Below are 12,563 nucleotides of genomic sequence, written 5' to 3' on the forward strand. Positions count from 1 at the left end.
TCAGACCTGGGCGTGGGCGAGGCTGGCGACGACCTTGACGCCGACGGTGCGCGTGTAGCACCACCAGGTCAGCGCCAGGCAGGCGGCGTAGAAGGCGGCAAAGGCCAGGAACGCCGGTGCGGGGGTGCCGGCCGCGGCGTAGGCCATCCCGAAGGCCCGGTTGACGAGGAACCCGCCGAGCGCGCCGACCGCCGAGATGATGCCGATCGCCGCCGCGGCCTGACGTCTGCCGTGCAGCAGGGCCTCCTCGCCCGTGCCGCGCTCGGCGACCGCCTTGGCCTGGAAGATCGCCGGGATCATCCGGTACGTCGAGCCGTTGCCGATGCCCGCGGTGAGAAACAGCAGCTGGAAGGCCAGGAAGAACAGCCAGAAGCCGCCGGAGGCGCCGGCGAGCCACACCAGCAGCACCCCGGCGCCCATGGCCGCGAAGTTCCACTGCGTCACCGGCGCGCCGCCGAGCCGGTCGGCCAGCCAGCCGCCCACCGGCCTGACCAGCGAGCCGAGCAACGGCCCGGCGAACGCCACCGCCGCGTACGGCGCGTCGGGGAACAGGCTCTTGCTCAGCAGCGGGAACGCCGTCGAGTAGCCGATGAACGACCCGAACGTGCCGACGTACAGGAAGGACATGATCCAGGTCTGCGCCCGTCCGGCCACCGCGAGCTGCTCGCGCGGCTCGGCCCTGGCGCCGGCCAGGTTGTCCATGAAGAACCACGCGCAGGCCGCGGCCACCACGATGAACGGGATCCAGAACCACCCGGCGGCGGCCAGTCCCAGCGAGCCGATCACCAGCGGCACGACGAGCTGCACCGAGCTGACCCCGATGTTGCCGCCCGCCGCGTTCAGCCCGAGCGCCAGCCCCTGCCGGCCGCGCGGGTAGAAGTAGGTGATGTTGGCCATGCTGGAGGCGAAGTTGCCGCCGCCCACCCCCGCCAGCGCCGCGATCACCAGGAACAGCCAGTACGGCGTCCCGGGATCGTTCACCGCCACCCCGAGCAGCACGGCCGGGACCAGCAGCAGCACCGCGCCGGCCACGGTGAAGTCGCGCCCGCCGAACCGGCCGGGCCCGAACGTGTAGGGCACCCGCAGCGCCGACCCGACCAGGTTCGGCAGCGCGACGAGCCAGAAGAGCTGGTCGGTGGAGAAGTCGTAGGCGCCCATCCTGGTGGCCACGACGCTCCACAGGGTCCAGACGGTGAACCCGAGGTGCTCGGCCACGATGGAGAAGACCAGGTTGCGCCGGGCGACGTGCCTGCCGGTCCGCTCCCAGAAGGCCGGGTCGTCGGGGTGCCACTCGGTGATCCAGCGCGCCATCGCTCTCTCCTCCGCTCGGCGTCGGGAGCACCACGGTAGGAAGGGCGCGTTACGCGTTCCGGCAGCCGCCGGCGGTGTGCCGGTTACAGGTGATTCACCGCTGTAACAAGGCGCGCACAACCGTCACCTGCGAAACATGCCGGACATGAACGCAGTTCTCGCTGGTTACGCGGTCTTCCCCGGGGTAACAGCACTCATGGCAAAGGGGGGAATAATGATCAAGAAGCTGCACCAGATGGGGATCAAGTCAGGCCACATGTACGCCGCGGGGCTGGCGTCCATCGGCCTGTCCTTCTGTTCCTGGATGATCTCCAAGAACAACGAGGGCGCGGGCCTCGACCGCGCCGACCGGTGGGGGATCTTCATCGGCGAGTGGGCGCCCACGTTCTTCGCGATGGGCGTCGCGCTGCGGATCGAGGAGACCCACAAGGACCTCGAAGAGCAGGGCACCGAGATGTTCGACAGCACCCAGGGCCAGCGGTCCAGGTCGCACGTCGGCGTGTGACGGGAGGCCGCGCAGGTCATGCCGGGGGGCGACCTGCGCGGCACGCCTGGCCGCCGGCGGGCTCAGCGCGACAGCCGTTCCAGCGGCTCGTCGGTCAGCCGGTACCTCAGCCACTCGTCCTGCCGCACGGCGCCGAGCTTGTCGTAGAAGGCGATGGACGGCTCGTTCCAGTCGAGCACCGACCACTCCAGGCGCTGGTAGCCGCGTTCGGCGCAGATCCTCGCCAGCTCCGCCATCAGCGCGCGGCCGTGGCCGCCGCCCCGGTGCTCGGGGCGCACGTACAGGTCCTCCATGTAGATGCCGTGCACGCCGCGCCAGGTGGAGTAGGTCAGGAACCAGATCGTGAAGCCGACGGGCTCGCCGTTCTCCTCCGCCATGTGGGCGAACGCGGCGGGCCGCTCGCCGAACAGCGAGTCGCGCAGCATGTCCTCGGTCACGCGGACCTCGTGGACGGCGTTCTCGTACGCGGCCAGCTCACGGATCATGCTCACGACGGCCGGGACGTCTTCTGGGGTGGCGGGGCGAATCATGCGCACAGGGTAACCAGCGCATTCGGTTGAACCGTCCACCGCCCCCGCACGTCGTTACAGCAGAACGGTATTCGGGGGACCGTCTGGAAGCTCAGCCCGGATGACCGAATGGGGACGGAAACCGTGGGCGTTTTAGAGGAGCTGAGGGTTCGCCTGCCCTCGTGTCCGGACATCAGGCTCGCGCTCGTGCTCGGTGAGCGCGCTTTGTACGTGAACGGGGATCTGCAGACCGCCAGGCGCTGGTTCGACTCGGCCTACCGGCAGGCCGAGTCGTGCGGCGACGTGCCCGCCCTGGCCAGGGCCGCGGTCGGCCTGGGCGGGGTGTGGGTGCAGGAGCACCGCACGTGCGCGGAGTCGGAGATGGTGCGGGCGCGCCAGCGGCACGCGTTGTCGCTGGTCGACCCGTACTCGCCGCTGGAGCTGCGGCTGCGGATCAGGATGAGCGGGGAGGAGGACTACAGCGCGGGCGAACACGAGGAGATCCTGCGGCTGGTCGAGCGTGCCAGGAGCGCGGGCGAGCCGGCGGCGCTGGCCGAGGCGCTGAGCCTGGCCCACCACTGCCTGCTCGGCCCGGAGCACGGGCCGGCGCGGCTGGAGCTGGCCAGGGAGCTGATCGGCCAGGCGGCGGTCACCGGGCGCAGGGGCGACCTGCTGATGGGCCTGCTGTGGCGGACGGTCGACCTCTACCTGGCCGCCGATCCGCACGCCGGACGCTGCCTGGAGGAGTTGCAGGGCCTGCTGGCCGAGCACGACCACCTGGCGGTCGGGTTCGTGACGGACGTGATCAGGGTGATGCTGGCCATCAGGGCGGGCCTGTTCGACCAGGCGGAGAAGATGGCCGGCGACTGCTTCGAGCGTGGCCTCAAGGCCGGCGACATGGACGCCACCGGCTGGTACGGCGGCCAGATCGCCGCCATCCGCTGGTACCAGGGCCGCACGGCCGAGCTGCTGCCGGTGCTGGCCGACCTGGTCAGCTCGCCCACGCTCAGCCCGGTCGACAACTCCTACCTGGCGGGCCTCGCGCTGTCTGCGGCCACCTCGGGCGACCGCAGGGCGGCGGCCGGCCACCTGGCCCGGCTGCGCGGCCGGGACCTGGCCGACCTGCCGAGGTCGAGCACGTGGCTGTTCTCGATGTACTGCGTCGTCGAGACCGCCCACCTGCTCCAGGACGCCGCCGTCGCCGCCGAGGCGTACGCGCTGCTGCTGCCGTTCGCCGCTCTGCCGGTGGTGGCCAGCCTGGGCGTGCTCTGCCTCGGCTCGGTGCAGCACAGCCTCGGCATGGCCGCGCTCACGACCGGTGACGTGGACCGGGCCGCCGGGCACCTGGCGGAGGCCGTACGGGCCGATCTCGCGCTCGGCCACTGGCCCGCCGCGACGCTGTCGCGCTGGCGGCTCGGCCAGGCGCTCGCGCTGCGCGACGGGCCGCAGGACAGGACGGCGCGGGCCGCCCAGAGCACCGCCGCGCAGGAGGCCAGGGACCTCGGCATGGTGCTGCCCGCCGTGGTCGGCCGGGCGACCGGGGCGCACGGGGCGTTCCGGCTGCGCAGGCACGGACGGCACTGGCAGGTCGAGCACGGGGGGCGGCTGGTGGTGGTCGAGCACAGCGTCGGCATGGGTCACCTGGCGACCCTGATCGCCAATCCGGGGCGGGAGATCCTCGCCGCCGACCTGGCCGCGGGCGCGCCGGCGCAGGAGAGCGAGCCCGCCTCGGCGCAGCCGGTGCTGGACGACCTGGCCAGGGAGACCTACCGGCAGCGGCTGAGCGAGTTGCAGGAGGAGATCGACGAACTGGAGGCGATGAACGACATCGAGCGGGCCGCCGCGCTGCGGCTGGAGCGCGAGTGGCTGGTGGCCGAGCTGTCGGCGGCGACCGGGATCGGCGGGCGGGCGCGGCCGTTCACGGGCACGGAGGAACGTGCGCGGATCGCCGTCGGGAAGGCGATCAGGCGGGCGATCTCCCGCGTCTCCTCCGCCGACCAGGCGCTGGGCGAGGAGCTGCGGGCCACCGTGCACACGGGCGTGCGCTGCAGCTACCGGCCCCGCTGAAGGCGAGCCGGGCGCGCCCCCGCGGCGCGCCCGGACCTCACTGTCCGGGACACTGGTCGCAGCAACCAGACGAACGGACAAACAGCATGGAACATCGCACACTCGGACGTACGGGACGCCAGGTCGGCGTCGTGGGCCTCGGCGCGTGGCAGCTCGGCGCCGACTGGGGCGAGGTGAGCGAGGACGAGGCGTTCGCCACCCTGGAGGCGGCCGTGGAGGCGGGCGTCACCTTCGTCGACACCGCCGACGTCTACGGCGACGGCCGCAGCGAGCAGATCGTCGGCCGCTTCGCCAAGGCACATCCCGGGCTCACCGTGGCCACCAAGATGGGCCGCAGGGTGGCGCAGGTCCCGTCCAACTACGTGCTGGACAACTTCCGCGCCTGGAACGAGCGCTCCCGGCGCAACCTCGGCGTGGACACCCTCGACCTGGTCCAGCTCCACTGCCCGCCCACCCCGGTGTACTCCTCCGACGCGGTCTTCGACGCCCTGGACACGCTGGTCGCCGAGCAGAGGATCGCGGCGTACGGCGTCAGCGTGGAGACCTGCGAGGAGGCGCTGACCGCCATCGCCAGGCCGGGCGTGGCCACCGTGCAGATCATCCTCAACGCCTTCCGGCTCAAGCCGCTGGAGCGGGTCCTGCCCGCCGCCCGCGCGGCCGGGGTGGGCGTCATCGCGCGTGTCCCGCTGGCCAGCGGCCTGCTGTCGGGCCGCTACGACGAGCACACCGTGTTCGCCCCCGACGACCACCGCACCTACAACCGGCGCGGCGAGTCGTTCGACGTCGGCGAGACCTTCTCCGGCGTGGACTTCGGCACCGGGCTGGAGGCGGTGCGCAGGCTGGCCGGGCTGGTGCCCGAGGGCGCGTCCATGGCCCGGTTCGCGCTGCGCTGGATCCTCGACCAGCCCGGCGTCTCGGTCGTCATCCCCGGCGCGCGCAACCCCGGCCAGGCGCGTTCGAACGCCTCCGCCGCCGACCTCGGCCCGCTTCCCGGGGAGACGCTGGACGCCGTGCGGTCGGTCTACGACGAGCTCATCCGGCCGCAGGTCCACGATCGGTGGTGAACCGTTGACGGTGCGGCTTTCCGGGGCCTAATGTTTAGGAAACTTTCCTAAGCAATTCTCGCCGCGCGCACACCTCCGAGGAGCCCCGCATGAACGCGAGAAGACGGACCGCCGGCTGCGCCGCGCCGGCCACGGGCCGGCCCGAGGTCGGCCTGATCCCGATCGTGGGCCCGTGGGCGCCGGCCGGGCAGACCTCCAACACCGGGATCACGGCGCACACGACCGTGAGCGTCTGGGTGGACACCCGCGGATGAGCCCCAACGGATACGGCGGCTTCCGTCAGCTCCCGTGACCCTTCCGCCTGCCGTACGTCAGGTAGGCGATGGGGCCGAACGGCTGCACGAAGATGCCCAGCCACCAGACGCCCTTCCAGCCGCGGATCTCCCGCTGCGGCCGGCGCCGCAGGCCCGCGGCGGCGGCCCCGGTGAGCACCAGCTCCGCCATGCCCTCACCGGCGGATCGCGATCTCGTAGGAGTAGCGGTCGCCCCGGTAGATCGACTTGGCCGCCTCCACAGCCCTTCCCCGCTGGTCGTAGGCCACCCGTTCGACCAGAAGCGCCGGCGACAGCGGCGCCGCCTCCAGCAGCTCCGCCTCCTCGGGCTCCAGCACCGTGGCCCTGATCGACTGCTCGGCCCGCTCCAGCCTGATCCGGTACGCCCCCGCCAGCACCTCGTACAGCGACCCGCCGAGCGGCCGGTCGAGCAGGCCGGGCACCAACGCGGCCGGAACGTGCGCGCGCTCCAGACACATCGGCGAACCGTTGGCCATACGCACCCGGCACAGCCGCACGACCGCGTCCGCCGGGCTGACGCCGAGCGCCTGCCCCACCCGCGCGCCCGCGGGCACCTCGGCCGCCTCCAGCAGCCGTGACCCCGGCTCCAGCCCGCGCCCCCGCATGTCCTCGCTGAACGACGTCAGCTCGATCGTCTTGGCGATGCTCCGGTGGGCGACGAACGTCCCCGCTCCCTGGACCCGGTAGACCCGCTGGTCGGTCTCCAGCCGGTCGACCGCCCGCCGCACGGTCAGCCTGCTGACCCCGAACTCCTCGGCGAGATCGCGTTCGGCGGGCAGCCGTTCGCCCGGCTTCAGCTCGGTCTCGATGAGCGTGAGCAGATGGTCTGTGAGCTGGCCGATCTTCGTCACGGGTGGCCGTCCTCGGTCGGGGTGCGCCTCTTGACGCTCTGATCGTAATTGGGCTATACCAATCGAGCAACTGGGCCTTGTTTTTCCCCTCAGATCGACAGATTGGGCTGTACCAGATGGATGTGGTGACCGCGATCGAAGGCGGCCTGGTCGTGAGCTGCCAGGCCCCCGAGGGCCACCCCCTCCGCGACCCGCGCACCATCGCGCTGCTGGCCCGCTGCGCCGAACTGGGCGGCGCGGCCGGGCTGCGGGTGAACGGCGCGGAGGACGTCCGGGCGGTCAAGGCCGTCACACACCTGCCCCTCATCGGACTCGCCAAGGTCCCCCGCCCTCATGCCCGTCCGCTGATCACGCCGTCCTTCGCTCTGTGCGAGGACCTGGTGCGGGCCGGCGCCGACATGGTCGCCCTGGAGGTGACGGCCGAGGCCGAACCGGCGGCCGGTGACCTGGCGGCCCTGGTCGAACGGGTACGAGAGGAGCTGGGAGTCCCCGTCATGGCCGACGTGTCGACCGCGGAGGAGGGCCTGCGAGCCTGGAACCGAGGCGCCTCCCTGATCTCCACCACGCTCTCCGGCTACACCCCGTACACCACCCCCGCCCCTTCCCCCCACCCGAGAGCCGCCGCCACCGCCCCCGGTTTCTCCCCCACCCTCAGGGCCGGTTCCGCGCCTGGGGCGGGGCTCGTGCACGAGCCCGATCTCGACCTGGTCGGCGAGCTCGCCGCCCTCGGGGTCCGTACGGTCGCCGAAGGCCGGCTGCGTACGGACATCCACGTGGCGGAGGCGTTCGCCCGCGGCGCATGGTCGGTCGTGATCGGCGCCGCCATCACCGACCCCCTGGCCATCACCCGCCACCTCACCGCGTCCACCCCCAAGGGAGGCTCCCGGTGACCCCATCCGCCCCCGCTACACAACGCCCCACGGACGGCACCCCGGTCGTGCTCGGCATCGACATCGGCGGCACCAAGACCGCCGCCGCCCTCATCCCGACCTTCCCCAAGACAGAACCCCACCTCCCCACCTCGCCCCCGGCCTCCGGCGAAGCGGAGATCCACCTCCCCGGCCGCGTTCCGACGCCTGCCGAAGGCGGCGCGACGGCGGTGCTGGCCGCCGCGCTGGACCTGGCCGCGGACCGCCTCGCCCAGGCCCGTGCCGCCGGCATGAAGGTCATCGCCTGCGGAGTCGGCAGCGCGGGGACGATCGACGACAAGGGCGTGGTCACGCACGCCACCGACGCCCTGCCCGGCTGGCGGGGCACCGACCTGGCCACCGCCTTCACCGACCGGCTCGGCCTGCCGGTCACGGTGCTCAACGACGTCCACGCCTGGGCGCTCGGCGAGGCCCGTCACGGCGCGGCCAAGGGCAGCCGCCTGGCCCTGGTCCTCACGATCGGCACCGGCAGCGGCGGCGCCCTCGTACGTGACGGCGAACTGATACGTGGCCGCAACGGCATGACGGGCTCCCTCGGCCACACCCCGGCCGTCCTGCCCCCGGGTGCGGACACCGACCGCCTGTGCCCCTGCGGCGCGACCGGCCACCTGGAGGCGTACGCGTCGGGACCGGCGATCCTGTCCACCTACCGCACCCGCGGCGGCACAGCCACCAACCTCGAATCCCTGCTCATCCCCGCGCCCCCGGGGCACGCCGCACGGACCTTCTCCGGTTCCACCGACCTACCAGGCTCGCCCGAGACGACCGGTCAGCGGGACGCCACCGACCCCCTGGCCCGCGAGGTGATCCGCGAGGCCGCCCTCATCCTCGGCAGATCGATCGCCTCCGCCGCCACTCTCCTCGACCCTGACGTGATCGTCCTGGGCGGCGGCGTCACCGGCCTCGGCGACCTCCTGACCGTCCCACTGGTCGAGACCGTCCGCCGGTACGCGCCGCGCGGCCTCGGCTCCGTCCCCATCCGGCTCTCCACCCTGGGCTCGCACGGAGCCGTCCTGGGCGCCGCCTCGGCCGCCATGCCCTGACCGCCCACCGGCTCGCCGACAGCGGCGTGCGCAGGAGGTCTCAGTCGTGGGGTGGGAGGTGGAGCCAGATGTCGGGAGGGCCCAGGACGGGGCGGGCGTCGGTGAGTCGGAGCCCAACGTACGCGCAGCAGTACGCCACAGCCTCCCCCTGGTACAGGAAGGCGGTCAGCACCTCGTCCGACGAGCTGTCCGGCGACACCAGGCCGCCGCCCGGGTACGCGTCCCGCTCCTCGACGACCCCGTGCCGCGAGCCGTACCCCAGGTTGCCGCTCTTCGGATCGGCGAACATCGCGTAGCAGACGGTCCCGGCCGACAGGCGGTTGATCACGTCGGCGCTCGTCACCTCGTGCCCCCGGCGCTGGCTGACCACGCACCCGCCCGGCACGTCGGTGGCGGCCACGAGACCGGCCCTCTCCCCCGGGTACGGCCCGTCGAGGACCCCGTCGATCCCGGCCCCTTCGGCCACCGTCGCACCCAGCCGCCGCGCGGCCTCCGCCGCGGTGACGCCCGCGACGCACACCAGCCCCAGCCCTTCGTACTCGAAGTCGCCCAGGGCCTCGATCAGCCGCTCGGCCTCCACGACGGCCGCGTTCTCCGCCTCCGACAGCGAGGGCTTGTCGCGCGGGAAGGGGAAGAACAGCCCGGGGTTGGGGCCGGCCAGGCTGAGCCGGCCGGGCGACCAGCCGCCCGTCATCGGCCGCCAAGGATCGGCCCCGGCGGCGACCAGGGCGAGCGCGTTGTCCCTGCGGTGGGCGAACACGGCACGCCAGAGAGCGCTGCGCCCCTCGTACGGGGTGTCCACGTCGCCGACGCGGCGGGCCAGTTCGGCGACCACGTCGGGCGAGCCGTACTCGGCCGCGAGGTGCAGCGGCGGCCCTTCGTGCCACAGGTCGGCATGCGGGTCGGCGCCGGAGTCGAGCCGGGCGCGGATCTCGCCCAGATCGGACCAGTCATACCAGCTCAGGCCCACCCATCCGGCTTCCTTGGTGACAACCACGACACTCCCCCAGAGGCAGCTTATCGAACACCAGTGCGAGCATATCGCCGGTTCGACACCGGACAAGCCTCGGCGGCCCCGCCCGCCACGTACGCGCACCCGCCGCGCGGGGCGGACCGGCGAGCGCTCGCAAGCCTCTGAACATGGACAACGGCCGCACCCGAGGGCCCGGCGACCAGACAAACCCTAAGCGCAGCGTCGCCGCACCCCGACCACGAGTGACACAATCCTTCCCTTTCGGCGGTACACCCCTGTCTCCACGGGCGCGTCTCCTCCCGTCCGGACCTTCCGCCCCTGGAGTCACCTCATGCGTACGAGCCCGAGCACGGCCAGGATCGTCACCACCGCGGCCGCCCTGTTACCCCTCACCCTCACCCTGAGCGCTCCGGCCCAGGCGGCCGGGATCCCCGGAGGCACTGTCGCCGTCCGGGTCGTCAAGATCGTGGACGGCGACACCGTCGACGTCATGCGCGGCGCCACGAAGGTCCGCGTACAGCTGCTGGGGGTGGACACGCCGGAGCGCGGCCGGTGCTGGTCCAAGGCGGCGACCGCCCGCACGGCGGCCCTCCTGCCACCCGGGACGACGGCCCGCCTGCTCACCGGCACGACCGACCGCATCGGCCGGCTGCCCCTCCACGTCTGGAGCGCCAAGGGCGTGCACGTCAACCGCAACCTGATCCGCTACGGCTACGGCAAGGCCGTCCCGTCCAAGCCGGCCGACAAGTACACGACCCTCTTCCGCGCCGAACAGGCGAAGGGCAAGGCGGACAAGCTGCGGATCTGGTCCGGCAGGTGCGACACCACCAGCTCCACCCCCACCCCGACGGCTCCGCCCGCCGGCACCGACCCGCGCTTCCGCACCTGCGCCGAGGCGAACGCCGCCGGCTACGGCCCGTACCGCCGGGGCGTCGACCCCGAGTACGCCTGGTACCAGGACCGCGACGGCGACGGAGTCGTCTGCGAACGGTGACCGCATGGCCGGGCGGCAAGGCGGGTGCACGGACCGGCCTGCCAACGCATCACGGATTCGGGTTAACATCGCCATATGGCGATTGATTCTGAGGGTGGCCGGTGTGTCAGCACCGACATCGCCGCCGGCATCTCCCCCGCGGCCGCGCTCTTCCACTCCCTGGCCGACGAGACCCGGCTGCGCATCGTCCAGCGCCTGGCCCGTGGCGAGGCCCGTGTGGTGGACCTGACCACCGAGCTCGGGCTGGCCCAGTCCACGGTGTCCAAGCACCTGGCCTGCCTGCGCGACTGCGACCTGATCGACTACCGCGCCGAAGGCCGCCAGTCGTTCTACTCGCTGACCCGGCCCGAGCTGATGGACCTGCTCGCCTCCGCCGAGCAACTGCTGGCCGCCACCGGCCACGCCGTCTCCCTTCGCACCGGACAGGCTGCGGGGGAGGCGGTGTCGTGAGCTCCCTCGACCTCGCCGCCACGGCGCGGCGGACGGTCCTGCGGCGTCGCATCCGGCTGCTGGTCGCGGCGACCATCACCTACAACGTGATCGAAGCGGTGGTGGCCATCACCGCCGGGGCCGTGGCCTCCTCCGCCGCGCTGATCGGGTTCGGGCTCGACTCGGTGGTGGAGGTCGCCTCGGCCGCCGCGGTGGCCTGGCAGTTCTCCGCCGCCGACCACGAGCGCCGTGAGAGGGCCGCGTTGCGGGTCATCGCGATCTCCTTCTTCGCGCTGGCCGCCTACGTCACCGTCGACGCCGTCCGCGCCCTGCTCGGGGCCGGGGAGGCCGAGCACTCCACGCCGGGCCTGGTGCTGGCCGCCCTGTCGCTGGTGGTCATGCCGTTCCTGTCCCACGCGCAGCGCCGCGCGGGCCGCGAGCTCGGCTCCGCCTCGGCGGTGGCCGACTCCAAGCAGACGTTGCTGTGCACGTACCTGTCCGGCGTGCTGCTGGTGGGCCTGGCGCTCAACAGCGCCTTCGGCTGGTCCTGGGCCGACCCGATCGCCGCGCTGGTGATCGCGGCCGTCGCGGTCAAGGAAGGCCGCGAGGCGTGGCGCGGCGACACCTGCTGCGCCGTCCCGGCGACCTCGGCCCCGGCGGCCTCTGTTCCGGCCGGCTCGGCCCCGGCGACGTCTGTCCCGGCGGCCGTCAGCGGCGCCGAGGGGCGGGGCGACGGCTGTGGCGGTTGCGCTCCCGACTGTTCCTGCTGCTCGTCGTCCGGAGGGGGCCGCGCCTCCTGACCGAGGCGCCGTACCGATTTCCAGAAGGGAAAGGCGAGGTCGTGAACACGGTCCTGGTCATGGCCGTCATGGTGGCCGCGACGTTCGCCACCGCGGTGCTGTCGGCCGTGGCCGGGTTCGGCGGCGGGGTGCTGCTGCTGCCGGTGTTCGTCGCGGTCCTGGGCACCCGGGACGCGGTCGCGGTGCTGACCGTCACGCAGCTGGCCGGCAACGGCAGCCGGGTGTGGTTCAACCGGGCCGAGGTGGACCGGCGTCTGGTGGGCGTCTTCGCGGCCGGCGCGGTCCCCGCCGCGGTGGCCGGGGCGCTGGTGTTCGCCGCCGCCCCGCTGGCCGCGCTGACCCGCGTCATCGGGGTGTTCCTGCTGGTCATGGTGGTCTGGCGACGCCGGCGGCCGCATGGCGTCCGGCTGGACGACGTGGCGTTCGCGGCCGTGGGAGCCGCGTCCGGGTTCGGATCGGCGCTGGTCGGCTCCATGGGGCCGATGGTCGCCCCGTTCTTCCTGGCCCGGGGTCTGTTGCGCGGCGCGTACATCGGCACCGAGGCCGCGGCCGCCGTGGTGATGCACCTGACCAAGCTGATCGTCTTCGGCGCGGCCGCCGTGCTCACCACGACCGGCGCCGCCACCGGGCTGGCCCTGGCGCCGGCGAGCGCGGCCGGCGCGTGGGCGGGCAAGAAGATCGTCGAGCGGTTGCCCGCCGGGGCCTTCGTGGTGGCGGTCGAGGCGGGGCTGATAGCCTCCGGGCTGGTGCTCGTCATCACCGGAGGCTGACGCCGGCCTTGGTACCCCCGGTGAC

Annotated in this window: 15 protein-coding genes; 10 read left to right on the top strand and 5 right to left on the bottom strand. The window is 72.9% G+C overall.

What is annotated here, in order from left to right:
* Positions 1-1,311 carry an MFS transporter gene (locus ABZ815_RS16200; RefSeq protein WP_357698357.1) on the bottom strand — a complete coding sequence of 437 codons (1,311 nt, stop codon included), beginning with the start codon at positions 1,309-1,311 and terminating at the stop codon, positions 1-3.
* A 214-nt stretch (positions 1,312-1,525) separates the two neighbouring features.
* Here ABZ815_RS16200 and ABZ815_RS16205 point away from each other — a divergent pair, with 214 nt between their 5' ends.
* Entirely contained in the window at positions 1,526-1,816 is a 291-nt protein-coding gene (locus ABZ815_RS16205; protein WP_357698359.1) for a hypothetical protein, read from the top strand.
* A 62-nt stretch (positions 1,817-1,878) separates the two neighbouring features.
* Here ABZ815_RS16205 and ABZ815_RS16210 read toward each other — a convergent pair whose 3' ends face one another.
* Positions 1,879-2,346 (bottom strand): GNAT family N-acetyltransferase, encoded by a 468-nt coding sequence (locus ABZ815_RS16210; RefSeq protein ID WP_357698361.1) that lies wholly within the window; start codon positions 2,344-2,346, stop codon positions 1,879-1,881.
* 210 nt (positions 2,347-2,556) lie between these two features.
* Here ABZ815_RS16210 and ABZ815_RS16215 point away from each other — a divergent pair, with 210 nt between their 5' ends.
* The 3 genes from ABZ815_RS16215 to ABZ815_RS16225 all read left to right on the top strand — a co-directional run bounded on the left by ABZ815_RS16215 (position 2,557) and on the right by ABZ815_RS16225 (position 5,710).
* Positions 2,557-4,392, top strand: a complete 1,836-nt coding sequence (locus tag ABZ815_RS16215; RefSeq protein ID WP_357698363.1) for a hypothetical protein — start codon at positions 2,557-2,559, stop codon at positions 4,390-4,392.
* An 86-nt stretch (positions 4,393-4,478) separates the two neighbouring features.
* Positions 4,479-5,456: an aldo/keto reductase gene (locus tag ABZ815_RS16220; RefSeq protein ID WP_357698365.1), complete on the top strand. Its 978-nt coding sequence runs from the start codon at positions 4,479-4,481 to the stop codon at positions 5,454-5,456.
* Between the two features lie 89 nt (positions 5,457-5,545).
* Positions 5,546-5,710 carry a hypothetical protein gene (locus ABZ815_RS16225; RefSeq protein WP_357698366.1) on the top strand — a complete coding sequence of 55 codons (165 nt, stop codon included), beginning with the start codon at positions 5,546-5,548 and terminating at the stop codon, positions 5,708-5,710.
* 25 nt (positions 5,711-5,735) lie between these two features.
* Here the strand turns inward: ABZ815_RS16225 and ABZ815_RS16230 are convergent, their stop codons facing one another.
* Both ABZ815_RS16230 and ABZ815_RS16235 read right to left on the bottom strand, forming a co-directional pair.
* Entirely contained in the window at positions 5,736-5,900 is a 165-nt protein-coding gene (locus ABZ815_RS16230) for a hypothetical protein (RefSeq protein WP_357698368.1), read from the bottom strand.
* A gap of 4 nt (positions 5,901-5,904) precedes the next feature.
* Positions 5,905-6,600 (bottom strand): GntR family transcriptional regulator, encoded by a 696-nt coding sequence (locus ABZ815_RS16235; RefSeq protein WP_357698370.1) that lies wholly within the window; start codon positions 6,598-6,600, stop codon positions 5,905-5,907.
* Between the two features lie 116 nt (positions 6,601-6,716).
* Between ABZ815_RS16235 and ABZ815_RS16240 the strand changes: the two genes are divergently transcribed.
* Entirely contained in the window at positions 6,717-7,490 is a 774-nt protein-coding gene (locus tag ABZ815_RS16240) for an N-acetylmannosamine-6-phosphate 2-epimerase (RefSeq protein ID WP_357698372.1), read from the top strand.
* On the top strand, positions 7,487-8,572 hold the full coding sequence (locus ABZ815_RS16245) for an ROK family protein (RefSeq protein WP_357698374.1): 1,086 nt from the start codon (positions 7,487-7,489) through the stop codon (positions 8,570-8,572). Before ABZ815_RS16240 ends, ABZ815_RS16245 begins: the two co-directional genes overlap by 4 nt.
* Positions 8,573-8,612: 40 nt before the next feature.
* Here ABZ815_RS16245 and ABZ815_RS16250 read toward each other — a convergent pair whose 3' ends face one another.
* Complete coding sequence (locus ABZ815_RS16250) at positions 8,613-9,569, bottom strand: ankyrin repeat domain-containing protein (protein ID WP_357698376.1); 957 nt, start codon at positions 9,567-9,569, stop codon at positions 8,613-8,615.
* A 307-nt stretch (positions 9,570-9,876) separates the two neighbouring features.
* Here ABZ815_RS16250 and ABZ815_RS16255 point away from each other — a divergent pair, with 307 nt between their 5' ends.
* From ABZ815_RS16255 to ABZ815_RS16270, 4 genes are all read left to right on the top strand, one after another.
* Complete coding sequence (locus ABZ815_RS16255; RefSeq protein ID WP_357698378.1) at positions 9,877-10,539, top strand: excalibur calcium-binding domain-containing protein; 663 nt, start codon at positions 9,877-9,879, stop codon at positions 10,537-10,539.
* 75 nt (positions 10,540-10,614) lie between these two features.
* Positions 10,615-10,989 (top strand): metalloregulator ArsR/SmtB family transcription factor, encoded by a 375-nt coding sequence (locus ABZ815_RS16260; RefSeq protein WP_357698380.1) that lies wholly within the window; start codon positions 10,615-10,617, stop codon positions 10,987-10,989.
* Complete coding sequence (locus tag ABZ815_RS16265; protein WP_357698382.1) at positions 10,986-11,768, top strand: cation transporter; 783 nt, start codon at positions 10,986-10,988, stop codon at positions 11,766-11,768. Before ABZ815_RS16260 ends, ABZ815_RS16265 begins: the two co-directional genes overlap by 4 nt.
* Before the next feature lie 41 nt (positions 11,769-11,809).
* Positions 11,810-12,538 (top strand): sulfite exporter TauE/SafE family protein, encoded by a 729-nt coding sequence (locus ABZ815_RS16270; RefSeq protein WP_357698384.1) that lies wholly within the window; start codon positions 11,810-11,812, stop codon positions 12,536-12,538.
* Positions 12,539-12,563 lie beyond the last annotated feature (25 nt).

Origin of the sequence: Nonomuraea sp. NPDC047529 (assembly GCF_040642995.1) — a bacterium.
Lineage (GTDB): Bacteria > Actinomycetota > Actinomycetes > Streptosporangiales > Streptosporangiaceae > Nonomuraea.

Coding starts and splice junctions, on each gene's coding strand:
- ABZ815_RS16225 (WP_357698366.1), top strand. CDS start 5,546: ATGAACGCGAGAAGACGGACCGCCGGCTGCGCCGCGCCGGCCACGGGC.
- ABZ815_RS16260 (WP_357698380.1), top strand. CDS start 10,615: ATGGCGATTGATTCTGAGGGTGGCCGGTGTGTCAGCACCGACATCGCC.
- ABZ815_RS16210 (WP_357698361.1), bottom strand. CDS start 2,346: ATGATTCGCCCCGCCACCCCAGAAGACGTCCCGGCCGTCGTGAGCATG.
- ABZ815_RS16255 (WP_357698378.1), top strand. CDS start 9,877: ATGCGTACGAGCCCGAGCACGGCCAGGATCGTCACCACCGCGGCCGCC.
- ABZ815_RS16230 (WP_357698368.1), bottom strand. CDS start 5,900: ATGGCGGAGCTGGTGCTCACCGGGGCCGCCGCCGCGGGCCTGCGGCGC.
- ABZ815_RS16205 (WP_357698359.1), top strand. CDS start 1,526: ATGATCAAGAAGCTGCACCAGATGGGGATCAAGTCAGGCCACATGTAC.
- ABZ815_RS16220 (WP_357698365.1), top strand. CDS start 4,479: ATGGAACATCGCACACTCGGACGTACGGGACGCCAGGTCGGCGTCGTG.
- ABZ815_RS16240 (WP_357698372.1), top strand. CDS start 6,717: ATGGATGTGGTGACCGCGATCGAAGGCGGCCTGGTCGTGAGCTGCCAG.
- ABZ815_RS16200 (WP_357698357.1), bottom strand. CDS start 1,311: ATGGCGCGCTGGATCACCGAGTGGCACCCCGACGACCCGGCCTTCTGG.